General features: G+C 34.1%; 22 protein-coding genes and 1 other RNA gene. 13 read left to right on the top strand and 10 right to left on the bottom strand.

Annotated elements, in window-relative coordinates; all coding sequences use genetic code 11:
* Window positions 1–11 precede the first annotated feature (11 nt).
* Window positions 12–302 (bottom strand): hypothetical protein, encoded by a 291-nt coding sequence (locus H6X70_RS04295; RefSeq protein ID WP_194766444.1) that lies wholly within the window; start codon window positions 300–302, stop codon window positions 12–14.
* 177 nt (window positions 303–479) lie between these two features.
* Between H6X70_RS04295 and H6X70_RS04290 the strand changes: the two genes are divergently transcribed.
* Together H6X70_RS04290 and H6X70_RS04285 are read left to right on the top strand one after the other, a co-directional pair.
* Window positions 480–2165 carry a M23 family metallopeptidase gene (locus tag H6X70_RS04290; protein ID WP_194766443.1) on the top strand — a complete coding sequence of 562 codons (1686 nt, stop codon included), beginning with the start codon at window positions 480–482 and terminating at the stop codon, window positions 2163–2165.
* On the top strand, window positions 2119–4638 hold the full coding sequence (locus H6X70_RS04285; protein ID WP_194766442.1) for a TonB-dependent receptor plug domain-containing protein: 2520 nt from the start codon (window positions 2119–2121) through the stop codon (window positions 4636–4638). Before H6X70_RS04290 ends, H6X70_RS04285 begins: the two co-directional genes overlap by 47 nt.
* A gap of 16 nt (window positions 4639–4654) precedes the next feature.
* On the opposite strand, the gene H6X70_RS04280 is transcribed toward H6X70_RS04285, so the two are convergent.
* From H6X70_RS04280 to H6X70_RS04270, 3 genes are all read right to left on the bottom strand, one after another.
* Window positions 4655–5737, bottom strand: a complete 1083-nt coding sequence (locus H6X70_RS04280) for a methyltransferase (RefSeq protein ID WP_317171445.1) — start codon at window positions 5735–5737, stop codon at window positions 4655–4657.
* A gap of 71 nt (window positions 5738–5808) precedes the next feature.
* Window positions 5809–6963, bottom strand: a complete 1155-nt coding sequence (locus H6X70_RS04275) for a N(5)-(carboxyethyl)ornithine synthase (protein ID WP_194766441.1) — start codon at window positions 6961–6963, stop codon at window positions 5809–5811.
* 336 nt (window positions 6964–7299) lie between these two features.
* Window positions 7300–8439, bottom strand: a complete 1140-nt coding sequence (locus H6X70_RS04270) for a cysteine desulfurase family protein (protein WP_194766440.1) — start codon at window positions 8437–8439, stop codon at window positions 7300–7302.
* Between the two features lie 108 nt (window positions 8440–8547).
* On the opposite strand from H6X70_RS04270, the gene H6X70_RS04265 reads away from it, so the two are divergent.
* Complete coding sequence (locus tag H6X70_RS04265; protein WP_194766439.1) at window positions 8548–9465, top strand: hypothetical protein; 918 nt, start codon at window positions 8548–8550, stop codon at window positions 9463–9465.
* Here the strand turns inward: H6X70_RS04265 and H6X70_RS04260 are convergent.
* Both H6X70_RS04260 and H6X70_RS04255 read right to left on the bottom strand, forming a co-directional pair.
* Window positions 9462–10025 (bottom strand): Smr/MutS family protein, encoded by a 564-nt coding sequence (locus H6X70_RS04260; RefSeq protein ID WP_194766438.1) that lies wholly within the window; start codon window positions 10023–10025, stop codon window positions 9462–9464. The genes H6X70_RS04265 and H6X70_RS04260 overlap by 4 nt on opposite strands.
* On the bottom strand, window positions 10025–10216 hold the full coding sequence (locus H6X70_RS04255; protein ID WP_194766437.1) for a hypothetical protein: 192 nt from the start codon (window positions 10214–10216) through the stop codon (window positions 10025–10027). The genes H6X70_RS04260 and H6X70_RS04255 overlap by 1 nt, the downstream gene beginning before the upstream one ends.
* Before the next feature lie 102 nt (window positions 10217–10318).
* Between H6X70_RS04255 and H6X70_RS04250 the strand changes: the two genes are divergently transcribed.
* Window positions 10319–10660 carry a DUF2752 domain-containing protein gene (locus H6X70_RS04250; protein WP_228530254.1) on the top strand — a complete coding sequence of 114 codons (342 nt, stop codon included), beginning with the start codon at window positions 10319–10321 and terminating at the stop codon, window positions 10658–10660.
* A gap of 10 nt (window positions 10661–10670) precedes the next feature.
* A complete protein-coding gene (locus tag H6X70_RS04245) occupies window positions 10671–11003 on the top strand; it encodes a CCC motif membrane protein (RefSeq protein ID WP_194766436.1) in 333 nt (110 codons plus the stop codon).
* Window positions 11004–11186: 183 nt separating this feature from the next.
* On the opposite strand, the gene rocD is transcribed toward H6X70_RS04245, so the two are convergent.
* A complete protein-coding gene (gene rocD, locus H6X70_RS04240) occupies window positions 11187–12431 on the bottom strand; it encodes an ornithine--oxo-acid transaminase (protein ID WP_194766435.1) in 1245 nt (414 codons plus the stop codon).
* 262 nt (window positions 12432–12693) lie between these two features.
* Here rocD and rlmD point away from each other — a divergent pair, with 262 nt between their 5' ends.
* The 4 genes from rlmD to H6X70_RS04220 all read left to right on the top strand — a co-directional run bounded on the left by rlmD (window position 12694) and on the right by H6X70_RS04220 (window position 16449).
* Window positions 12694–14106, top strand: coding sequence for a 23S rRNA (uracil(1939)-C(5))-methyltransferase RlmD (rlmD, locus tag H6X70_RS04235; RefSeq protein ID WP_194766434.1), 1413 nt, complete (start codon window positions 12694–12696; stop codon window positions 14104–14106).
* 26 nt (window positions 14107–14132) lie between these two features.
* Window positions 14133–14681: a DUF6452 family protein gene (locus H6X70_RS04230; RefSeq protein WP_194766433.1), complete on the top strand. Its 549-nt coding sequence runs from the start codon at window positions 14133–14135 to the stop codon at window positions 14679–14681.
* Window positions 14647–15372, top strand: coding sequence for a DUF6048 family protein (locus H6X70_RS04225; RefSeq protein WP_194766432.1), 726 nt, complete (start codon window positions 14647–14649; stop codon window positions 15370–15372). The genes H6X70_RS04230 and H6X70_RS04225 overlap by 35 nt, the downstream gene beginning before the upstream one ends.
* 840 nt (window positions 15373–16212) lie before the next feature.
* The gene (locus H6X70_RS04220) at window positions 16213–16449 is read left to right on the top strand and encodes a DUF2007 domain-containing protein (RefSeq protein WP_194766431.1); all 237 of its coding nucleotides are present in this window, start codon (window positions 16213–16215) and stop codon (window positions 16447–16449) included.
* A 368-nt stretch (window positions 16450–16817) separates the two neighbouring features.
* On the opposite strand, the gene H6X70_RS04215 is transcribed toward H6X70_RS04220, so the two are convergent.
* Window positions 16818–18437, bottom strand: coding sequence for an ABC-F family ATP-binding cassette domain-containing protein (locus H6X70_RS04215; RefSeq protein ID WP_194766430.1), 1620 nt, complete (start codon window positions 18435–18437; stop codon window positions 16818–16820).
* 194 nt (window positions 18438–18631) lie between these two features.
* Between H6X70_RS04215 and H6X70_RS04210 the strand changes: the two genes are divergently transcribed.
* The gene (locus H6X70_RS04210) at window positions 18632–20053 is read left to right on the top strand and encodes a TlpA family protein disulfide reductase (RefSeq protein WP_194766429.1); all 1422 of its coding nucleotides are present in this window, start codon (window positions 18632–18634) and stop codon (window positions 20051–20053) included.
* Between the two features lies 1 nt (window position 20054).
* Here H6X70_RS04210 and H6X70_RS04205 read toward each other — a convergent pair whose 3' ends face one another.
* Together H6X70_RS04205 and ffs are read right to left on the bottom strand one after the other, a co-directional pair.
* A complete protein-coding gene (locus H6X70_RS04205; protein WP_194766428.1) occupies window positions 20055–20858 on the bottom strand; it encodes an SDR family oxidoreductase in 804 nt (267 codons plus the stop codon).
* A 203-nt stretch (window positions 20859–21061) separates the two neighbouring features.
* Window positions 21062–21160: signal recognition particle sRNA small type (ffs, locus tag H6X70_RS04200), an RNA gene on the bottom strand.
* A gap of 88 nt (window positions 21161–21248) precedes the next feature.
* Here ffs and H6X70_RS04195 point away from each other — a divergent pair.
* The 3 genes from H6X70_RS04195 to H6X70_RS04185 all read left to right on the top strand — a co-directional run bounded on the left by H6X70_RS04195 (window position 21249) and on the right by H6X70_RS04185 (window position 24705).
* Window positions 21249–22283, top strand: a complete 1035-nt coding sequence (locus H6X70_RS04195; RefSeq protein ID WP_194766427.1) for a glutaminyl-peptide cyclotransferase — start codon at window positions 21249–21251, stop codon at window positions 22281–22283.
* Window positions 22284–22379: 96 nt separating this feature from the next.
* Window positions 22380–23684, top strand: a complete 1305-nt coding sequence (locus H6X70_RS04190; RefSeq protein WP_194766426.1) for a cytochrome ubiquinol oxidase subunit I — start codon at window positions 22380–22382, stop codon at window positions 23682–23684.
* 1 nt (window position 23685) lies between these two features.
* On the top strand, window positions 23686–24705 hold the full coding sequence (locus H6X70_RS04185; RefSeq protein ID WP_194766425.1) for a cytochrome d ubiquinol oxidase subunit II: 1020 nt from the start codon (window positions 23686–23688) through the stop codon (window positions 24703–24705).
* Window positions 24706–25462: the final 757 nt, after the last annotated feature.

The following is a 25462-nucleotide window of genomic DNA, read 5'->3' as shown; positions in this document are numbered from 1 at the left end:
TTTTTCTAACATTAATCGGAAAGTTGCGTAATACAATGGTCAATATCCCGAATTAATGCATTTATTTTAAGCTTCGTTTCTCTTTTATTATCGTCACTACCAAGTATTGAATTTGCCATTTTTAAAGCTTCATATTTTTCTTCCCAACCAGCATTTTGCTGTTTTTGAGTTGAAATTTCTTCTTTAGAAACCTTTAATTCTTCAGTTAATTTCAAATTTTCCTGCTTTAAAACAGCCATCTTGTGTAATAATTTACCAATCTTGCCTTCTAACGAAACTACAATATCTTCAATATTACTCATTTATAATTTTCAATACTTATCTCACAAAGTTAATGTTCCTAAGTATAAATAACAATTGTTTTTTCATAAAATTTTAAAAGCCTCAGTAAGCGTTTACTAAAGAAACAGCCGTTTGATTTTTGTTTTATTCTTTGCTTATTAAAGCGATGATTAATACTTTAGCCATTATACTTTTTTATGCGATTTATAACTTCTTTAATTTTTGTTTTTTCATTAATTTCTAATGCGCAAAATAATTATCCACAAGATTATTTTTGTAATCCCTTAGAAATACCTATTGTTTTAGCAGGCACCTTTGCCGAATTACGCACCAACCATTTTCATTCTGGAATGGATATAAAAACGCAATTCCGTACAGGTTTGCGGGTTAAAGCGTCGGCAAATGGTTATATAAGCCGCATTAAAATTTCACATTATGGTTACGGAAAAGCCTTGTACATTACACATCCTAATGGGTACACCACTGTTTATGGGCATTTACTTAAGTTTTCTCCTGAAATTGAAGCTTTTGTAAAAAAACATCAGCATGAAAAGGAATCTTATGAAGTTGAACTTTTCCCGAATGCAGAATCTTTGCCCGTTTTAAAAGATAGTCTTATCGCTTACAGCGGAAACACAGGTGGCTCAGGTGGTCCTCATTTACATTTTGAAATTCGAGATAAAGAGGAACGCCCCATGAACCCAATGCTTTTTGGCATTGATACTAAGGATACCACAATTCCTATAATTAAATCCATTTACGCTTATCCTATAGATAATAACTCGTTTATAAATAAAAGCAATTCTAAACGAAAACTCACTTTAGCACCGCTTGGTAACGGCGATTATACTACCGAAAACATTGAAGCTATCGGAAATATTGGCTTTGGCGTTGAAACGATTGATCGTCAAGATTTAGCGCCAAACTCAAATGGAGTTTATAACATTCAATCGTTTGTAAATGGCAATGAAAATTTCGAACTCGATTTTAAACGTTTTTCTTTTGCTGAAACCAGATACATCAACCGCCTAATTGACTACCAAACGTATATTGAATCGAATAAACGTATTCAAAAATTATTCAAAATAAACAACCCGCTAAGTATTATCAAACCCATTGTTAATAACGGGGTTTTACAAATAAAAGATAGTACTCATGTGGTTTATAAAATTCGTGTTTCAGATTTCAAAAACAATTCAGCTTGGGTTACCATTCATATAACAGGTAAAGCAGACAGCACGTTGATTGCAGAATCACCAAAAACCACACCTTATTTTATTAATAAAAACCAAACCACGAATTTAAAGGAAGGTCGTGTTTCTGTTGATTTTTATAAAGATACGTTTTACGAAGATTTCTATATTGATTTCGAAGTTAAAAACGACATACTTAAGCTTGATGAAGATGCACGAGCCACTAAAAAGAATTTTACAATAACTTTTGATATGAGTCATTATTCTGATGAAGACCAGAGTAAACTTTATATTGTACGACTTGTTGGGCGTAATAAATACCCTAGTTACACATCAACTAAAAGAAAGGGTCATTTACTAATAGGAAGCACTAATAAATTAGGCTTATATACCATCGCGACAGATACCGTAAAACCAACCATTAAAGCTTCAAATTTTAAAAATGAGCAATGGATTAGCGATTACAAATACCTTAAACTTAAAATTGACGATGTAGGATCTGGCATTTCAAATTACAGAGCTACGGTAAACGGAAAATGGATTTTAATGGAGTATGATTATAAAACTAAAACACTTACTCACGATTTTAGTGATGGTGTTGTAACCGATACAAAGAATAATTTAAAAGTAATTGTAACCGATAATGTGGGAAATAATTCTACTTTTGAAGCGTTATTTTACCGAAAATAAACCAATTACTCTATTGAAAGCAAAACTATTACTAACCACTACCCTACTTTTTACGCTTTTTAATCTCAGTTTTGCACAAACCGCAACTGTTAAGGGTGTTATTCTTGATGAGAACAAAACCCCTGTTGAAAACGTAAATATTAAATTCAATTCTGGAGGTACTAAAACCAACTCCAACGGTTTTTATACGCTTGATATTCCATCAAACCAAGATGTTTCGCTGGTTTTTACTCATATTTCTAACCAAAGAATTGAAAGTACTTTCAATTTAAAAAATGGTGAAATTTTCGAGTTTAATCCTGTTATGAGCACTGTGGTAGAGCAAATTGCAACGGTTACCATTAAAAGTGGGCAACGCAAAGAAATAGAAGGCATAACCACTCTGGATCCTGAAGCCATTCGAAAAATTCCAGGGGCAAATGCTGGTGTTGAAAATTTACTTTTAACCCTACCTGGAGTGAGCAATAACAATGAGTTAAGCACCCAATATTCGGTTCGAGGTGGTAACTTTGATGAAAATCTTGTTTATGTTAACGATATTGAAGTTTATCGTCCGTTTTTAGTTCGTTCAGGACAGCAAGAAGGGTTGAGTTTTGTAAATACAAATATGGTGCAAAATGTCGATTTTTCGGCTGGTGGTTTTCAAGCCAAATATGGTGACAAACTATCTTCGGTTTTAGATATTACTTATAAAAACCCGTATCAATTTGAAGTTAATGCCGATTTTAGCCTACTTGGCGCTAGTGTTTCTGTAGAAAACATGAGCAAAGATTCTAAGTTTTCGGCCATTGTTGGTGCACGTTACCGCGACAACGCATTACTTGTTAACGCCAAAGAAACCGAAACCAATTACCGTCCTGCTTTTGGTGATATACAAGGCTACTTTACGTATCGCTTTTCGAACAAATTTCATTTAAGTTTTTTAGGAAATGCTTCTTTAAACAAATACAACTACCAACCACAAACACGCCAAACTAACTTTGGAACCCTTGCCGACCCTGTTGCGCTTTTAGTGTATTATGAAGGACAAGAAAAAGACCAATACCACACATTATTTGGGGCATTTAAAGGGACGTATTTTGTAAACGATGATTTAACTTTAGACCTAATTGCATCAACCTACAACACACAAGAACAAGAACATTTTGATATTTTAGCACAATATCGATTAGGTGAAGTAAATGCTAATATTGGTGATGAAAATTTAGGTGAAGTTGAATATAGCGAAGGCATTGGTGGCCAACTAAACCATGGTAGAAATGATTTAGATGCACTTATTACAAACATAGAGCATAAAGGTAATTTTAAACTGGATGACCACCGTATTGAATGGTCTTTAAAATACACTAATGAAGATATTAGAGACCGTTTAGTAGAATGGGAAGTTGTAGACTCGATAGGCTTTTCGGTGAGACCTCCAAATTCGGCTCCAAACGAACAACCTTATGTGCCCTATACAGAACCTCTTGAACCTTATCAAAATGTTAGAGCAACAAATCATACCATAATTAACAGAATACAAGCGTATGGCCAATGGAGTAAACGAAGTGACATTGGGTCTAGCGAAGTTTGGTACAATGCCGGAATTCGTGTTCAAAACTGGACGGTTAGTGGCCATGGTATTTCAAAATCGAATCAAACGGTATTTAGCCCCAGAGGGCAATTTAGCATAAAACCCGATTGGGAAAAAGACATGCTTTTTAGAGTGGCTGCAGGGTATTATTACCAACCACCTTTTTACAGAGAACTTCGAGATCCAAACGGGGTTGTTCAACCTGATGTTAAGGCTCAAAAATCCGTTCATTTTGTTTTAGGAAATGATTATAGTTTTAAAATGTGGAACAGACCTTTTAAACTCACTTCCGAGGTGTATTACAAAGATTTAACTGATGTAAACCCCTATACTTTAGAAAATGTTCGAATTAGATATCGTGCTGAAAATATAGCTGTAGCCTACGCTTATGGTTTAGACATGCGCTTAAATGGTGAGTTTGTGCCAGGCACAGAATCCTGGTTTAGTTTCGGATTTTTAAAAACCGAAGAAAACATTAACAACCGTGGCTATATTGCCAGACCAACCGATCAGCGTTTAAAATTTGCAGCTTTATTTCAAGATTATGTACCTAATGTACCCAGTTTAAAAATGTATCTTAACTTGGTTTACAACACGGGATTGCCAGGAGGTTCGCCAAGTTATGCCGATCCATACAATTATCAAACAAGGTTACCTGATTATAAACGTGCCGATTTAGGCGTACAATACGTTTTAGTTGATGCTAATAAACAATTTACTAACGGTTGGAAAAAACGCTTTAAAGAACTGACTTTCGGAGTTGAAATCTACAATATTTTCGATGTTCAAAACTCCATTACAAATACTTGGGTACGCGATGTAAACAGCAAGAGAGCAATAGCAATTCCTAACTATTTAACACCTCGTGTGTTTAATGTTAGAACTACGATGAAGTTTTAATAAGGAATGTTTTAGCCTAATTATGAGTTAAAACCCAAAGTTCAACTTCTTCTAAAGCACGCCAGTGTTGATCGCGTTTTGTTTTATCTGAAGCTTTTTTTACTGTTTTCCTATAGCATTTTTCCAATTGAAAACGGCCACCTTCAGCGAGTTCCTTTTCTATAGGATGTTCTTTTGTAACGTCTGTTATTTGCGCCAAATTCGAGAAGATAATCACCAATTTTCCTTCTGGAAGTAAGTGTTGTTTTGCTGCTTCAAAAAAATCTGGAAATAAATTTTCGTTATAATAAATTGCTTCATCAATACAATCTAAAGCATGAGATTGTGGTAACCAAGGCGGATTAAAAACAATTAATTCCACAGGGAAGTTAAATTTTCCGAAAAGCGAATCAAAATCTAATTCTATCTTTCTTGCTAATTTGGTGCTTCCCATAAATTCGGTTAAACCAACAATCGCATTCGGGTTGGTATCTGTTCCAAAAACCTTTTGAAAACCATATTTTAGCATTTGAAAAGACAAAACACCACTTCCTATCCCTACATCAATAACCGATTTTTTAGGGCCTTTATAACGTTTCAACCAATTATCAAAAAATATTAAATGATCGAAACGCGTTGGAAAATAAGTGCCGTAATAAGGTTGCAATTTATTACGTAAAACAGGGGTTAAAATTCCGTTTTTATACCATTGCCAAGCACTGTTTAAACCTTGTATTTGAGGAAAAGACAATAAAAAATCGCTATTTTCCGAATATAATTGCTCTAACCAACCAATAACTGGGGCTTTTTTCACCGTTAATTTATAATCTACGATAGCAATTAAAATAAGGTTAGATAACTTAAAGTAGGCGGCACGATAGTTACGCTGCTCTTGAAAAGTGCTATTGGGATATTTTTTATTCAAATGCTTTTTTAAAGCATTTAATAGCAATAATCCGTTACTAAAAAAACCTGTAATTAATATAGATTTCCCCTGCTCTAACGCTTTAATGGTGAGTTTCACATCTGAAGAATCATCAAATAATAACGACGATTTTTTAGAGCTAATAGGCTCTGGCTTGTTTACTTTTATAGCTTTAATCATGGTTTGCTTTTTCATAAAAAGAAGAAACCGGTTAGAATGATTACTTAGCCTTATGTAGTTGTGATAAATTGAATTGCAAGTGTTTCTTAATAAACACGGTTGTTTACTAGGTGAGGATATTCCGCTTGACGGTTTTGAAATCTTAAAATAGTATCTTTTACAATGCTGCCTTCGTCTATGTTTATAGCCTTTTTAATGGTCATATTTTTATTCCAGCCGTCTCGCCCTGCAATTACAGCAGGCACATAGGTAATTAATGCCGCAGAAATTGACCTAGACGCACTTTCCCAAAAATAGCTTGGTGTATGGTCTACCGCATAATAATCGATACCATCAATGGCTATAAGTGGCTTTTTAAATGTTGTTGGTTTTGCAAAATAAAAGCCCATGCCTTCATCACAACTTACATCAATAATAAGCGTGCCTGGTTTTAACATCGATTTTTCATCTGCTTTCACATAATCAATGGGATCATCAGTATCTTGATAGGTTCCGTTGATTATGATTTCAGATTCGTTTATAAGCTCTAGTAGCGGACGTTCAGAGCCATCATGCTCAACAACAATTAAACGTGGCTCGTTCGCTTTTCCTTTTCTAATTCTGGCATAGTGTACATCTAGAACCTCCTCTCTAACCTCATGATCTGGACGTTGAATACAAATGGTAATATCTCTAAAACCATGTGCTTTTAATGCATAAATTGCCCCTCTACTTACAGCTCCAAAACTAAAAATGATAACTTTTCTTTGGTTCCCATAATGCCCATCAATCCCTTTTAACTGTAACGCATGAATAACGGCGCAATAACCCGCCATTTCGTTGTTTTTATAAAAAGTATGTCTTCCTATTTGCCCGTTAGGCGTCCAAACATACATGTCTTCAAAAGCGATTAAAGTTAATTTTTTATCGATGGCAACTTGAGTAATTTCGTTTTGCTGTGCACAATGCGGATACCCCCAAACAATACCGCCGGGTTTTAAAGCTTGTAAATCTGACAAAATTGGTTTGGCGATAATGACTGAGCCAATATCAGATAAGATTTCTTGTCGTGAAGCAAGGCCTCCTGTTAATTCTGCAATAACTTCATCTTCAATATTAAAAGGTTTCCCATAGCCTTTTTCAAAAATAAGTTGTTTACGAATGTGTTCTGGGAGTCTGTTTAAGTGCTCTGGATGAATAGGCACACGCCTTTCATCTTCCTTTTTGGAAGTTCCGATAACTCCCATTTTTATTAAAGCCATTTGTTCTAAGTTGAAACGACTTGCAGAGTAATGACTTGAGCAAAGCGTAAGATTAAAATACTATAAAATAGTTACTTACTAGTAATCAGGCATCAAGTTGGCCACTAGCGTTTCATGAATCAAAATAAGGACTTTAAATAAAGCCTTAGCATCTCGCTAAATGTCTTGCGAAGTGATAATTAATATCTACAGATAAATAATACTTTGGTAAAGGTAATTGATTTAGAACCAATACCGTGCTAAATAATAGTGTTGTTCCTTTTTCCATTGATAAAACAACGAACTAATTCTTCATCTACCCTCTAGAAAAGTAAACCTACTCTACCGATTTTTCGATTAACACAAACTCTTTAAAACACCAATAACATAATCGATTTCAGCTTGAGTATTAAAAACACTAAAAGAGAAACGAATGGAAGGTTTTTGTAAATCGGTTTCGTTTAAAATTTCAGTTAGTACATGTGATTTTTGAGCACTTCCGCTTTGGCAAGCACTGCCTCGCGAGCAGGCGATACCTTTTAAATCGAGCTGAAATAAAATCATTGACGCTTTTTCAGCAGGTAAAGGCAAACGCACATTAACTATGGCACATGCACTTCCCTCTATATTTGAAGAATCTCCATTAAAAGCAACCTCTGGAATTTCGGCTTTTATTTTTTCTATGAAGTAAAATTTTAAGCCTTTTAAATCTTCAAAATCTTTGTCGAAATTATTATAAGCTTCATTTAAAGCCCGCTCCATACCTACTATATTGTGAACATTTTCGGTTCCTGCACGTAAACCACGCTCCTGCTCGCCGCCAACAATAATTGGTTGTAAGCCTGAATTTTTTCTTATAAAAGTAAAGCCAACACCTTTTGGTCCATGAAATTTATGTGCCGAAGCTGCTAAAAAATCAACAGGTATATCTTGTAAATCTAATTTATAATGCCCTACAGATTGCACAGCATCTGTATGAAACAAGGCCTTGTTTTCTTGGCATAAAGTAGCCACCTGCTTTAAATCTAAAATGCTGCCTATTTCATTATTAATGTGCATTAAGCTCACCAACGTTTTAGCTTCAGTATGTAGTAAGCTTTCTAAATGTTTGAAGTTAACCATGCCGTTTTCATCTAAATCCACATAACTAACCTCAATATTATAATCTTTTTGAAGATGCAAAACCGTATGTAAAACGGCATGATGCTCGATTTTAGAAGTAATAATATGAGTAACCCCCAAATCTTTAACAGCACTTTTTAAAACCAAATTATCGGCTTCGGTACCTCCTGAAGTAAATATAATTTCGCTTGCCTCTACATTTAATTGCTTGGCAATGGTTTTCCTTGATTTTTCAACCAGCGTTTTTGATGCACGTCCAAAACTGTGTGAAGATGAAGGATTACCAAAGTTGTTTTTTAAAACTTCAGTGATGCTCTCAATAACTTCGGTGCGCAAAGGCGTTGTTGCAGCATTATCAAAATAAACCTGTGGCATAGCGATGTATTAATTCTATTAAAGTTCAAAAATACTTGAAATAAAATTATTATCAATATCATGCGTTATAAATAACAATTCCATTATTTTTGCCTAAAATCGTGTACCATGCGCAAATTATTTTTTGTCCTACTTTCTTTAAGTTTTTTCTTATATATTTCTTGTGATGACGGAGATATTATTATTGTTGAGCTTGATTTTGATGATACTTTTTACAGCTGTGGCGTAAACAATTTAGTGCTATATAAAACGAAAGAAGATCCTTCAGAATCGCTTTCCTTAAAACTAACAGGTGTTAAATTAAGTGATATTCTTGCAGTTGATGCCGGTGGTGTTTTTGAAAAAACCTATACTATTAGTACCTCGAACCCATTTAATTATAGAACTTATAGTAACGAAAAACTACCTAGCGATTTGTTTTGTAGCGATATACCAGATTCTTCGGTTACGATTACAAACGACATTGAAAGTACCAGCGGATTTGCAGATATTAAAACGGTTTTAACTGAAGATGACAATGATGGTGTTTCAGCTTTAGCAGAAGACAGAGACGGTAATGGCGACCCTACCGACGATGATACAGACGGTGACGGAATCCCTGATTATATTGATAGTGATGATGATGGGGATAATATTTTAACAGCTCTTGAAAATCCAGACCCTAACGGCGACGGTGATTACAGCGATGCTCAAGATACCGACGGTGATGGTATTCCTGATTATTTAGATCCTGATGATGATGGCGATGGCACTTTAACCCGTGATGAAGAAAACGAATCGCAAGACCAAAACCCCGCCAACGACATTACAAATAGTGATATTGGCCCAGATTATTTAAACCCAGCAGTATTTTCTAAAGTTCCCGCTACAAAATACAGAGAACATAGTTACATTCAAACCTATAAAGTCAATATGACTTTAAGAGATATTGATATTCAGGTTTTATCGGCTGATGAACTTGATTTTGGTAAATTAGAAAATAGTGCTTTAACTAAAACCGTAAAAAAGACCCCAGCATTTAATTAATCGGGTTTTACACTTTGAAGAATGTAAACTTCGGTGGCACCTAAACCATATTTTTGGTAATTGGCATCGTAATATTTTACGTTGTTGTAGCGTCCAAATAAATATTCGAGTTCGGTTTTAAGAACACCTTCACCAACGCCATGAATAAATACTATTTTTTGAATGCGGTTAGAAATGGCAAACTCTAATTTATGTCTTGCTGTATCCAGTTGCAGTGTTAACATATCGTGATTAGACATGCCTCGATAAGACTTTACCAATTGATGGATGTGTAAATCCACTTCCATGGTTGGCTCATAGCGATCTTTAGCCCGTTTTTTTGTTTGTTGCTTGCGTTTGGGTTGTTCCTTTTCAGAAATTACCGAATTTATACTCGATTTTGAAAACAAAGCCGTTTTTAAATCTTGGTCTTTTTGTTTTTTAACCAGTTCTGAAGCCTGAAAATCCAGCAAAAAACCATCTTCGGTTTCAATAGAAATTGTAGTCCCTTTTATTTGGGTAATTTTTCCAGACAAATCTTCATCTAGAACCAACACCTTATCGCCTGTTTTAAATTTCATTATACGTCGTCTTCAGCGTCTTCGTGCTCGTGTTTACTAGGAACTGTTTTTGCTACACGGTAAACACCAATCATTAACATAACAATGCCACCAATTAAAAGGTATTGACTTTGGTCGGAATTTGAATTTGTTTTACCATACATGGCCACAAATGCACCAAAAATGATTAGAAAATAATTAAAATATTTCATGATTTTTAATGAAGATTAAATCTGTAAGCAAATTACGGTAAAATTTGGGTTTATTTATATTTTTTCAAATAAAAACAACAGTATGGAAGCCTCTCTAAAAACATGATATATTTATTTACTTTTAGTATTTTAGCTTCAAAGAAATTCGGTTTACCACGTGTCATGGAAGAATACATGCTCCCCTGTTTAAATAAAAAATATTTAGGATTTGAGTGTTTTGGCTGCGGTATACAACGTGCCTTAGCCCTAATTTTAGAAGGTGATTTTATATCGGCATTTAAAATGTATCCTGCTATTTACACGCTTATTATTCTTTTTGGCATCATTAGTATTCATGCGTTTAAAAATTTAAAATACGGTAACAAAATAATCACTGTATTTGCCATAGTAAATGGCTTAATTATAGTTACAAACTTTATAATAAAAACCTTTATAATTCACTAAAAATCAAACAATGGAAGAACAAAAATTACCAAATTCAACCCTAATATTAGTTTTCGGAATCCTATCCATACCACTTTGTTGCTGCTATGGTATAGGTGGTATTATCTTAGGCGTTACCGCGATTATTCTAGCCAATAAAGCTGCGAAATTGTATGCCGAAAACCCTGAAATCTACACAGGCTATCAAAATGTAAAAGCAGGAAAAATATTAGCTATTATTGGTATTGTATTATCTGTTCTTTACATTCTTTTAATTGTAGGTATGGTATCTGTATTTGGTTGGGACACCTTACAAGATCAAGAATTACTAAACGAAAAAATACAAGAGATGATGGGCCAATAAGCCTAATTCTGAAAAATGAAAGCGGCTGTCTTAAAAGTTAAAACAATCGTCATTCTGTGCTCGACACAGAATCTCATGATATTGAATTTCAATGATTATGAGATTCTGAAATAATTCAGATTAACGTAAAATCTACTTTTTAGACAGCCGCTTTTTTATGTTAACAAAATTTCAGTCCATTCCCTAAACTTCAAATTGTTTCAATGTATTTGTTATGATTTGTACACAGTCTAACAGTTGTGCTTTAGTCATTACCAAAGGTGGGGCAAAACGAATAATATTCCCGTGAGTTGGTTTTGCAAGCAAGCCGTTTTCCTTTAAAGCCATACAAATATTCCAAGCAGTTTCACTTTCTTCATCGTCGTTTATAACAATGGCATTAAGCAAGCCTTTTCCACGAACTAGCTTAACAATCTGACTGGTTTCAATATATTTATTTAATTCACTACGAAACAAAACACCTAATTCTGAAGCATTCTCTGCTAAATTTTCATCTCGAATCACTTCTAAAGCAGCCATAGCTACTGCAGCTGCTACAGGGTTACCACCAAAAGTACTACCATGGTTTCCTGGTTTAATCACATTCATCACCGCATTATTTGCCAATACGGCCGAAACAGGATAAACACCACCACTAATGGCTTTTCCTAGAATTAAAATATCTGGCTTCACTTGTTCATGATCTACCGCTAATAATTCACCCGTTCGTGCAATACCCGTTTGAACCTCATCGGCAATAAATAACACATTATATTTTTCGCATAGCGCTTTTGCTTGGGTTAAATAACCTTCATCCGGCACATAAACGCCAGCTTCGCCTTGAATCGGTTCTACTAAAAAACCTGAAACATTCGGATTATTCTTTAAAGCTTCCTCTAAAGCTTCAATACTATTGTAGGCAATTTTTATAAATCCTTTGGTGTAGGGGCCAAAATTTTTTCGTGCCACAGGATCATTAGAAAAGGAAATTATCGTTGTGGTTCTTCCGTGGAAATTATTTTCACAAACAATAATCTCTGCTTGATTTTCATCAATACCTTTCACTTCATACGCCCATTTTCTACAAAGTTTTAAAGCTGTTTCTACCGCTTCAGCACCTGTATTCATAGGCAATAATTTATCAAAGTTGAAAAATTCGCAGGCAAATTTCTCAAACTTACCAAGCATATCATTATAAAACGCCCTTGAAGTTAAAGTTAATGTCTGGGCTTGCTGCACCATGGCACTAATTATTTTTGGGTGGCAATGGCCTTGGTTTACTGCCGAATATGCCGATAAAAAATCGTAATATTTTTTACCCTCTACATCCCATACATACACACCTTCTCCCCTGTTTAATACTACAGGTAACGGATGGTAATTGTGTGCACCATATTTGTTTTCTAAATCGATCGCTTGTTGCGAAGTTAATTGGTCTAAAACAGCCATTTTAAATAAGTTTAAAGTTTGTATCTATAATCATATAGACACTTAAAATAACCATTCCTTATCTACCTTTATCCTTTCGAAAGTTTCGAAAATTCAGCGTGGGAAAGAAATCATCCCTAGAGCCTGCAAATTACTAATTATTAATGGCTTCAAAAAATGTATTTCAGCTATTATTAAGTTTCAAAAACCAAAAAATTAAAAAGAAAACAACTATTTTTCAGTTCAATCAAAAAAGTATACCGGAGTTCATTATTTTTGCAGCATGTCTAGAAAAAAATCAAGAAAACAAGTTTTTGAAAACGTTGAAGTTATCGATGCTGGCGCAAAAGGTAAAACCATTGCAAAAGCCCCAGATGGCAAAATTATTTTACTACCAAACGCCGTTCCTGGCGATGTGGTAGATGTGCAAACTTTTAAAAAGCGTAAAGCTTATTACGAAGGAAAAGCAACTATTTTTCATAAACTTTCCGATAAACGTGTTGAACCTGCTTGCGAGCATTTTGGGACTTGTGGCGGCTGTAAATGGCAAGATATGGGCTACGAGCACCAATTGTTTTACAAACAAAAAGAAGTTACCAATAACTTGGTTCGCATTGGGCATATCGAACTCCCTGAAGTGACTCCTATATTAGGTGCTGAAAAACAGTATTTCTACAGAAATAAAATGGAATTTTCTTTTAGTGATGCCCGTTGGTTAACCCTTGAAGAAATTCAATCGGATAAAGATTTGGGTGATAAAAATGCCCTTGGTTTTCATATTCCAGGCATGTGGGACAAAATTCTAGATTTAAACATGTGCCACTTACAAGCCGATCCTTCAAACGTGATTAGAAATTCGGTTAAACAATTTGCTATTGAAAACGATTTGGAATTTTTCAATACCAGAAACCAAACCGGATTACTACGCACCATGATGATTCGTACCTCGTCTACAGGTGATATTATGGTGATGATTCAGTTTTTTAAAGATGATCAAGCAAAACGCGAATTATTATTAGATTATATTGCTGAAACTTTTCCACAAATTACCTCTTTACAATATGTGATTAACGGTAAAGCAAACGATACTATTTACGATCAAGAAGTGATTTGCTACAAAGGTGCCGACCATATTTTTGAAGAAATGGAAGGTTTAAAATTCAAAATAAATGCGAAATCCTTCTATCAAACAAATTCCGAACAGGCTTTCGAACTGTATAAAATCACTAGAGATTTTGCCGGTTTATCAGGCGAAGAATTGGTTTACGATTTATATACAGGCACAGGAACCATTGCACAGTTTGTTGCAAAAAAAGCCAGCAAAGTTATTGGTGTAGAATCGGTTCCAGATGCCATTACTGCTGCTAAAGAAAATGCACAATTAAACGGCATTAATAACGTTGAGTTCTTTGTAGGTGATATGAAAAATGTGTTTAATGATGCATTTATTAAAACACACGGCGAACCAGATGTGATTATTACCGATCCACCACGTGACGGGATGCATAAAGATGTGGTGCAGCAAATATTAAACATAGCGCCTAAAAAAGTAGTTTATGTAAGTTGTAATAGCGCCACACAGGCGCGCGATTTAGAACTTATGGATGCACAATACAAGGTTGTTAAAACCCAAGCAGTAGACATGTTCCCACAAACGTTCCATGTTGAAAATGTTGTACTTTTGGAACACCGCTAGACAAAACATAGTTTTAAAAATAAAGAATGAAACATTTAAAAATAATTGGCATCTCATTACTATTGATTTTAGGGATTTCAATAGCAATAGCATGCGAACCTGATGATATTTGCCCTGGAGAACTAGATACCACTCCACGACTTGTTATCGATTTTTACGACGCTTCAAATCCTACAGCTAAGAAAAATGTATTTACTATGATTGCTCAAGGCGTTGGAAATGATGCGGTATTATCCGACTATTATTTCACAACCACTGATGACGTTTTACTTCCGTTGAAAACCGATGTAAACACCACACAATATGTTCTTGTAAGTGATGCTAAAGTTAATGATAATGGTACTCCCGATGATACTTCCGATGATTTTATTGAAGGCAACCCAGACACAATAACCATAAGTTACAGCCGAGAAGAGGTTTATGTATCTCGTGCTTGTGGCTATAAAACCATTTATAAAAACGTAACGCTTACTATCGAGCCAGACACTGATAATTGGATGGTTTCTAGGCAACCTGTAAACGACAACCAATCTGTAGAAAATGAAAATGAAGCACAGTTTATTATATGGCATTAATCTTATTGTTTTCTTTTTTGTTTGTACTATAAATGTTCAAGCTCAGGGTGAAACTGCTGATAAGAAAACAAAAGATTCTACAAGCGTAAAGTTAAAATACGGCCTTCGAGTTGGTGCTGATATTAGTAAGTTAGTACGCACTGCAATAGATGATGATTATAAAGGTTTTGAAATTGTTGCCGATTTCCGAATTAAAAAACGTCTTTATATAGCTGGTGAAATAGGTACTGAAGAAAAAAATACCATTACCGATTATATGAATATTTCCAGCCAAGGAAGTTATTTAAAAGCTGGTGTTGATTACAATATGTATGAAAACTGGTTGGACATGGATAACATGATTTATTTTGGCTTTAGAGCTGGTGCAAGTACTTTTAGTCACGATTTAAATAGTGCCACTGTTTATGCTACTAATCAATATTGGGCACCCCAATTAACCTTACAAGAAACAAAAGAATTTAACGGTTTATTAGCCTTTTGGGGAGAAATACAACTAGGATTAAAGGCTGAAGTCCTAACAAACCTTTACATAGGAGTTAATCTACAATTACGCTTTTTAGCCTCTGAAACTGCTGTTGATAATTTTGAAAACGTTTATATCCCTGGCTTTGGAAAAACCTACGATAGTAGCCGTATTGGTGCTGGATACGGTTTTATAGTTTCTTATAGAGTTCCATTTTTTAAGAAGTGATTTTATTGGTTTATTTTGGTTACTGGTTTTTGGTTTTTGGTTTTTAGCTGTTTGCCTTTAGCCTTTGGCTGTTAGCTTTTAGAAATATACAACTGAAAAGTTTATTATTCAGTCATTTATAAAATATATTTGAGTTCCGATATGTCAGGCAGAGCTTGTCGAAGCCGCTTTCAATGGGTTTGGGTATTGGTAGCCTTTTGCCTTTAGCCTTTGGCTGTTAGCTTTTAGCTTTTAGAAATATACAACTGAAAAGAGTTATTATTCGGTTTTTAGTTTTTAACTCTTAACTTTTAACTATTAGCTGAGAATTGTTAGCTTTTAGAAATTTACAACCGAAAAGTTTATTATTCAGTCATTTACAAAATACATTTGAGTTCCGATATGTCAGGCAGAGCTTGTCGAAGCCGCTTTCAATGGGGTTGGGTATTGGTTACTAGTTTTTGGTTTTTGCCTTTAGCTGTTTGCTTTTGGCTGTTAGCTTTTAGAAATATACAACTGAAAAGAGTTATTGTTCAGTCATTTATAAAATACATTTGAGCTCGGATATGTCAGGCAGAGCTTGTCGAAGCCTTTTTCGATTGAGTTTATTATTTGGTTATTAGTTTTTGGTTGTTGGTTTTTAGCTATTAGCCCTTAGCTTTTTGCTATTAGAAATTTATAACTGAAAAGAGTTATTATTCGTTTTTTAGTTTTAAACTCTTAACTGTTAACTGTTAACTGTTAACTGAGAATTGTTATTTGTTAATTGTTCATTGTTGGTTTTTTTGTAATTCCTGAACAAATGAAGTTCTGTATTTAAAAAAATTGTATCTTTAAAAAAGACCTTAAACATTTAAAGATATGTCCGATTCAAATTATATAAAAGTATATTCTGGTGATTCCATTGTCGTACAACGCATGGTTGTTGAACTTGAAAAAATAGATATCATTCCAGTCCTTAAAGAGCAAACCAACGCAGGTTTATCGCCTATCTTTGGTTTATCTAACGCGCCCATTCAACAAGTTTTTGTTCATAAAGATGAACTTGAAAAAGCAACGGAAGTCATTAACACGATTACTTCTGAATTACAAGAGTAAAAAAATAGATTAAAAAAAAGTGGCTGTCTAAAAAGTATACTTGATGTTATATTGAGCTTGTCGAAATATTTTTAACTGATTGCTAATCAATATCGGTTTCGACAAGCTCAACCTGACAAATCAAATTTAACTTACTTTTTAGACAGCCTTTTTTTATATAAAAATAATAACTGCAATAAAACACCCCTATTGGCTTCGCCATGTATCTTCGATAAAAACAATGTTTTCATCTCGATAGTCCTCTAGGGGATATTACTTACCAAGAGTGTTTAGTGGGTGTAACTTTTTAAGTGACGATGTGAATGATTCTCGATACTAATTTCACTCATTATCAATCGTAAATTCACTCGAATTAACAAGTTCTAAGTTTATACTTCGTACATTTTATTACGTAGCTCCTTAATTTTAGGATCTTGCATATAATCATCGAAAGTCGTGTAACGGTCAATAACTCCATTAGGCGTTAATTCTACCACACGGTTTGCAACAGTTTGTGCAAATTCATGATCGTGCGTTGTAAACAAGATACTACCTTTAAAGTTTTTTAATGAATTATTAAAAGCTGTAATACTCTCTAAATCTAAGTGGTTTGTAGGTTCATCAAGTTGTAAAACGTTAGCACGCATCATCATCATTCTAGATAGCATACAACGTACTTTTTCTCCTCCAGATAATACCGAAGACTTCTTAAAGGCTTCTTCTCCACTAAAAATCATTTTCCCTAAAAATCCGCGAATATTTACTTCCTCACGTTCTTCTTCAGTAGTTGCCCATTGGCGTAACCAATCGATAAGCGTTAAATCGTTATCAAAAAACTCACTGTTATCTAATGGTAAATAAGATTGTGTTGTAGTTACACCCCACATGAATTTACCGGCATCGGCTTGTTCTTTATTATTTAAGATTTCATAAAAGGCAGTGGTTGCTCTAGAATCTCTAGAAAAAACAACAGCTTTGTCACCTTTCGCTAAGTTTAAATCGATGTTTTTAAATAAAATTTCGCCATCAATAGAAGCCGCTAAACCTTCAATATTTAAAATTTGATCGCCTGCTTCACGTTCACGTTCAAAAATAATAGCTGGGTACCTTCTACTTGTACGTCTGATATCACCAATATTCAGTTTATCAATCATCTTTTTTCTACTGGTAGCCTGTTTACTTTTTGCTACGTTAGCAGAAAAACGACGAATAAATTCTTCTAATTCCTTTTTCTTTTCTTCAGCTTTTTTGTTTTGCTGTGCATGTTGTCTTGCTGCTAATTGCGAAGATTCATACCAAAACGTATAGTTTCCTGAATAGTGGTTTATTTTTCCGAAGTCAATATCAGAAATATGCGTACAAACTGCATCTAAAAAGTGTCTGTCGTGAGATACTACAATTACACAGTTATCATAATTTGCTAAGAAATTTTCTAACCACGAAATGGTTTCATAATCCAAGTCGTTGGTTGGCTCATCCATAATTAGAACATCAGGATTTCCAAAAAGTGCCTGTGCTAATAACACACGTACTTTTTGTTTTCCATCTAAATCGGCCATTAAAGTATAGTGAAACTCTTCTTTAATCCCTAAGTTAGACAACATAGAAGCCGCATTACTATCGGCATTCCAGCCATCCATTTCTTCAAATTTAACTTGTAATTCACCAATACGCTCTGCATTTTCATCCGAGTAATCGGCATAAAGCGCATCGATTTCAGATTTAATTTCGAATAAAGGTTTGTTTCCCATTAAAATGGTTTCTAAAACCGTGTGCTCATCATATAAATTATGATCCTGCTCTAGTACCGACATGCGTTTACCAGATTCTAAAGACACATGTCCTGATGTTGGCTCAATTTTTCCTGAAATAATCTTTAAAAAGGTAGATTTTCCAGAACCATTGGCTCCAATAATGCCGTAGCAATTACCATTGTTAAAAGTCGTGTTTACTTCATCAAAAAGTATACGTTTTCCAAATTGGACAGATAGGTTCGATACTGATAACATAATTCAAATTAAATTTTTGCAAAAGTAGAGAAATGAATTGGTAAGACGAAACTTAAAGCAGGCAATTTTGTGTAGTCCGCAACGTCTATAGATCGCAATATATTGTAGGAAAAACATCTTTTAACAGCGTCTTAACAGCAGAATATCTTTACATCATATATTTTTGTACGACCAAAGATACCCTAACATTGCTTATGAAGTATTATTTGTCTCTTATAGTTGTGCTTACCGCCTTTTTTAGTTGTAAAAAAGATCATCATAATTCTGATGTTACTTACGCTTATATTGGTGGTGAAATTATCAACCCAAATACAAACTATGTCGTACTCTCGAAAGGACAAACACTACTAGACACCGTAAAATTAAACGGTGCCAATCGCTTTATTTATAAGGTTAAAAATTTAAATGGCGGTATTTATACTTTTAAACACGGCATTGAAAATCAGCTTATTCTTCTTGAACCAAAAGACAGTGTTTTTTTTAGATTGAATACATTAGACTTCGACGAATCCTTAGTGTTCACAGGAAAAGGCGATAAAAAAAACAATTATTTAATTAATGATTTTCTTGATCATGAAAAGGAAGAAAAGCATATTTACAGACTTTGCCAGCTTTCCTCAACCGATTACGAAAAACATATCGATTCAATAAAAACGAGCAAAGAAATTGCATTAAGTAAGTTTATTTCAAGATACAACCCTTCGCCGCTTTTTATAAAAATAGCAGAAGCTAATATTAACTACAGCTATTATTCCTACAAAGAAGTTTATCCGTTTGCGCATCATGGCAAAAATAAAGTTGAAAATTTAGAAAGCTTACCTAGTAATTTTTACAACTACAGAAAGCATATTAACTACAATGATACTTTTTTTAGCGATTACCACAATTACCGCTCATTTTTAAGACATAACATAAGTAATCTTGCGCTTAAAACGCATACAAATCATGATTTGTGTAAAACCCATAAGGAAAACGCCTTCTGTTATAATTTAGATCGCTTAAAATTGGTTGATAGTTTGGTTGATAATGGCACCATTAAAGATGATTTACTTTATCATTTTACTTTAAAATATCTATCGAAAAATGATAACGAAGAAAACAACACCACCATTTTAAACTATTTTTTAAGCAAAAGTGCTAATGAAGATGAAAAAGGTCGCATGACGAAATACGCGCAATCCATTCATCGACTTAAAGATGGTTCTAATTTGCCCTTAGTTAATCTTGTAGATTATAAAAACCACAACATAGAACTTAATACTTTAATTAATAAGCCAACGGTAATTACTTTTTGGTCTAACGTGTACTACCAACATTTTAAAGAAAGTCATTACAAACTAAAGGAACTTAAAGTGAAATATCCTGAAGTTGAATTTATATCTATAAATGTTGATGATTACGGGATCCAGAAGTCAAAAAAACTACTTGAAACCCTTCATTTTGATGATTCTAAAGAATATCAGTTTCAAAACTCTAAAGTAGCTTCAGAAAAATTGATTATTTACCCGATTACTAAAGTTATTATTGTTGATGAAGACAAAAAAATAGTAGATAGCAATGCCAATATTTTCTCCTTACGATTTGAAGATGAATTGCTAGGTCTTATCAACAGATAAACTACAACTTATAGTGATTCATTAAAAGTTTTTCATACATCTTATCAGGCAAAATACGTTTCAGCACAATTGAAAACTTTTGCATAAACGCCCCTACTTTATAATGTACTTTAGGATTTGATGTTTCAATCACTTTAAACACTGCTTCGGCCATCATATCGGGATTACTCCCATGGTCTACATGAGCATTCATTAACGCTAAAGTATCACCATAAGGCTTGTGGTACGGCGAATCTTTTAATAATGGTGCATGGTATCGTCCGGCTGCAATATTGGTAGCAAAATCGCCAGGAGCCACGTTAGTCATTTTAATATTAAAATCCTTTAGTTCCATTCTAAAGGCCTCGGTTATTAACTCTAAAGCGCCTTTGCTAGCACTATAAACCCCGCGATATGGCAAGCCCATATATCCGGCAATAGAGGTAATATTAATAATTAAGCCCGAATGCTGTTTACGCATTTGCGGTAATACCGCTTTAATTACTTTTATTGGTCCGAAAAAATTGGTTTCAAAATTGTTTTTTATTTCTGCTTCAGGAATTTCTTCAATAGGCCCTGTTATACCAGCACCGGCGTTATTAATAACAACATCCAGTTTACCTTCTTTTTCTATAATGGTCGCAACCGTGTCTTTAATGGTTTTTTCATTCTTAACATCCAGTTCTAAAATAGGAAAAAGACTTTCCTTATAATTTTCAGGGTTTCTACTTGTGCCGTAAACAACAAAACCTTTTTGGGTTAAAAATGCTCCTATAGACTTACCAATACCAGATGAACCACCTGTAATTAAAACAACTTTCGACATTTATTTCTAAGATTTAAGGCGGTAAAAATACAATAATATTGAAGAAAGCTTGTAAGTAAATTGAAGCTTTTCATATTGTTTAAAAAGACTAGGCTGAAGGGTAACATTAAAAAAATTAAAAGTTTCAAACCTTCAACTTTTCTTCCTAAAACTAAAAAATCTTGAAGCAGTTTGGCTTTCAAGATTTCAGTTTTGGGTACAAAAAAAGGCAAGCTACCTACATCACACCGCTACGACCATTTACCTTTGCTTCGTTCCCGACCTGGAGGATTCAACAGGAGCTGGTTGTGTAGGACTTGCCGGGTGCAAATATACAACCTTTTAAAATTATCACAATGATTTTTTAAACTGATTTTAAATAAATATCTTGCCTTAAATTAAATTTTTAAAATGACTTTATTCAAACAGCTCACAATCATATTTTTAAGTGTTACTATAATTTCATGCGGTTCAAACGGAGCGCATAAAAAAAGTGATTTTTCTATTGAAACGAATGCAACAAAGGGTAATATTTCCAATCATAAAACCTTAAATCTTTCCGTAAAGAACAAAAAAGATCACGTTATAGATTCTATTACGTATAGTTTAAATGGAAAACCTATAGCCGAAAGTTATAGTTTAAAAGATGAAAAACTAGGCAAACATACTCTTGAAGCTACCGTTTATTTTAATAATGAAAAACAAACAACTGCTTCTGCAATTACCATTTTAAACAGTGATTTGCCTAAAGTATACACCTATAAAATTATTAACGAATACCCTCATGACATTACTTCATACACCCAAGGTTTAGAATTTTATAATGATACTTTATACGAAAGTACAGGCCAATACAAAGCCTCTAAACTTAGAAAAGTAGATTACAAAACAGGAGGTGTTTTAAAAAACATCAATTTATCGGATGAGTATTTTGGTGAAGGTTTAACCATTTTAAATGATAAAATTTACCAATTAACATGGCAAAAAGGTACAGGTTTCGTGTACGATGTGGATACATTTGAAAAAATTAGCAGCTTTAAATACGGAAACAGTAAAGAAGGTTGGGGTTTATGCCATGTCGATAACACCATTTATAAAAGTGATGGTACGGAAAATATTTGGTTGTTAAATCCAGATACACTTTCTGAAGAAGAACACATTCAAGTGTATACCAACCGAGGCAAAATAGTTGGCATTAACGAAATGGAATGGATTGAAGGAAACATTTACGCCAACCGTTACCAAAAAGATGGTGTAGCGATTATAAATCCTAAAAACGGGGCTGTTATTGCTGTGGTAGACTTTACGCCGCTTAAAAATTTGGTAACTCAACACAAAGATCTTGATGTGCTAAACGGGATTGCTTACAACCCAAAAACCAAAACTATTTTTGTTACAGGTAAACATTGGGATAAATTATTTGAAATTGAAATTGTAAAAGATTAATTGCCGCCTAAGGTTTTTCTATCTTTTTAAGCGAAATAATTAGGGTTTACAAAACGATATCAAGTATATTTGTTTTCCCACTTTAAACCCTCATTTATGGATAATTTAGATGCCGCAAGACTGCAAATGGCATTTACGCTTATTTTTCACATTGTATTTGCATGTATTGGCATGGTTATGCCTTTTTTCATGATTGTTGCCCACAAAAAATGGTTAAACACACGTGATTTAGTTTATCTAAAACTTACTAAATCATGGCAAAAAGGAGTCGCTATCTTTTTTGTGGTTGGTGCTGTTTCTGGAACTGCTCTATCATTTGAATTGGGTCTACTCTGGCCTGAATTTATGGAACATGCCGGCCCAATTATTGGCATGCCCTTTTCTTTAGAAGGTGCTGCGTTTTTTGTTGAAGCTATTGCCCTTGGTTTTTATTTATATGGTTGGGATAAAATCCCTGAGAAATTCCATTGGTTTACAGGGATTATCGTTGGCGTTTCGGGAGTTGCTTCGGGAATTCTAGTCGTTTCGGCTAATGCCTGGATGAATGCCCCTACTGGTTTTGATTATATTAATGGTGAATTTTTTAATATCGATCCTGTAAAAGCCTTTCTTAACCCTGCTTGGTTTACGCAAGCCTTACATATGACTTTAGCAGCCTTTACTGCTACAGGATTTGCTGTTGCTGGAATTCATGCCTATCAAATATTTAGAAGACGCCATATCGTACTTCACAAAAAAGCGTTTAAAATCGCCATTACTTTTGGTGCTGTTGCAGCTATATTACAACCTATAAGCGGCGATTTATCGGCTAAAGATATCGCAGAAAGACAGCCTGTAAAATTGGCGGCTATGGAAGCCCACTACCACACCCAAAAAGGAGCCCCGCTGTATATTGGTGGTATTGTAAATAATGAAAAACAAGAAGTAACTCATAAAATTGAAATCCCAAAAGCTTTATCCTTTCTAGCCTTTGGCGATTTTGATGCTGAAGTAAAAGGACTTAACGATTTTCCTGAAGATGAACACCCTAATGTCGCTATTGTTCATTATGCCTTTCAAATTATGGTTGGTATTGGTACCCTACTCCTACTTGCTGGTTTATTGTTTTTTACGAGTCTTTTTAAAAAATCATGGTGGAAAAGTCGAAAATTTTGGTTGCTTTTTGCACTACTAGCTCCTTTAGGCTTTGTTGCTTTAGAAGCCGGATGGATTGTTACCGAAGTAGGTAGACAACCATGGATTATACATAAGATTATGAAAACTAAAGATGCTGTAACCCCGATGCCTGGAATGATTTACAGTTTCCATTTGTATGTGGGTCTCTATACTATTTTAACCATTGCCGTAACCTGGTTAATGGGACGTCAAATTAAATCACTTAATCATCCAAACCTAAGTTAACATGCTATACGTTGTTTTATTTTTTTTAATGGTGTCTTTGTTACTTTATGTCATTTTAGCTGGAGCTGATTTTGGCGCTGGTATTGTTGAGCTATTTTCTACTAAAAAGAACCAACAGCTTACCAAAAAGACCATTTACCGTGTAATGGGACCTGTTTGGGAAGCCAATCATATTTGGATTATTATTTTAGTGGTGATTCTCTGGGTAGGATTTCCTAAATTTTATAATGTACTGGTTGTGTATTTACACATTCCGTTAACACTAGTTTTACTAGGTATTACCATGCGTGGGGTTGCCTTTGTTTTTAGACATTATGATGCGTTTAAAGACCGATCTCAAATTCTATACGATTGGATGTTTAGAATTTCTAGCTTAATAACCCCCATTTTTTTAGGAATGACGGCTGGCGCGATGTTTTCAGGTGAACTTATTATTACTGAAGATTACGAAAACTATTCGTTTGTAGAACTTTTTATTAATCCTTGGTTTAACGGATTTTCAATCTTAGTAGGGGTCTTTTTTGCTGCATTATGTACTTTTTTAACCTCCATTTTATTAATTGGAGAATCTACAGCAACAAACCGATCGGTTTATGTGGTGAAATCTGAAAAAGCAACCGTTGCCGTTGTCTTTATAGGTTTTATTCTTATCTGCTATGGCTTCTATCATGAAGTCGCTTTTGTTACCGATTTTATTAAAAACCCAATCACATTAGGCTTGGTTGTTTTATCGGCGATTCTAATTTTTCCGCTTTTAAAAAGCATCAAAAAAGCTAAAAAAGTACGCACCAGATTCCTTGCTGGTCTGCAAGTAGTTTTAATTTTAGTGGCTGCCTTTGTAACGCATTTTCCGGTTTTAATAATGGCTTCAAATACACAAGTAGACCTTTTAGCTTCTGCATCCCCAGATAAGGTGATTCAAGTTTTAGGAATTTCTTTAATTATTGGTGGGGCTGTTATTCTTCCTGGATTATTTCACTTAATGAAATCTTTTAAAATGATTAAGGTTTTTGAAGGGTAGTTTTTTTGGTTGATGGTTTGTGGTTTGTGGTTTGTGGTTTGTGGTTTAAAACTAAAAAACCAATAACTAACAACCAATTCCTCTAAAAGAGGCTTCGACAAGCTCTGCCTGACATTTTCGGAACTTAAATGTATTTTGCAATAACCGAATAATAAACTTTTCAGTTGTAAATTTCTAATGGCTAAGGGTCAAAAGCAAACAGCTAAAAACCAACAACCAAAAACTAATAACCAAACCCATCGAAAAAGGCTTCGACAAGCTCTGCCTGACATATCGGAGATTAAATGTGTTTTGTAGATGACCGAATAATAAACTTTTCAGCTGTAAATTTCTAATGGCTAACAATTTTCAGTTATGAGTTAAGAGTTAATAGTTAAAAACTAAAAAACGAATAATAACTCTTTTCAGTTATAAATTTCTAATAGCAAAAAGTTAAGGGTTAATAGCTAAAAACCAATTCATCTAAAAAAAGGCTTCGACAAGCTCTGCCTGACATTTTGGAGATTAAATGTGTTTTGCTATAACCGAATAATGAACTTTTCAGTTGTAAATTTCTAATGGCTAACAATTAACAGTTAAGAGTTAAAAGTTAAAAACCAATATCTAACAACCAAATAATAAACTCGTAGTTGTAAATTTCTAATGGCAAACAGCTAAAGGCTAAAGGCTAAAAACCAATAACCAATTCCTCTAAAAAAGCTTCGACAAGCTCTGCCTGACATATCGGAGTTTAAATGTGTTTTGCAATAATCGGGTA

The organism is Tamlana sp. I1, assembly GCF_015355625.1.
Classification (GTDB): Bacteria; Bacteroidota; Bacteroidia; order Flavobacteriales; family Flavobacteriaceae; genus Pseudotamlana.
The sequence above is the reverse complement of the archived record's forward strand: the minus strand, read 5'-3'. Positions and strand labels throughout refer to the sequence as shown.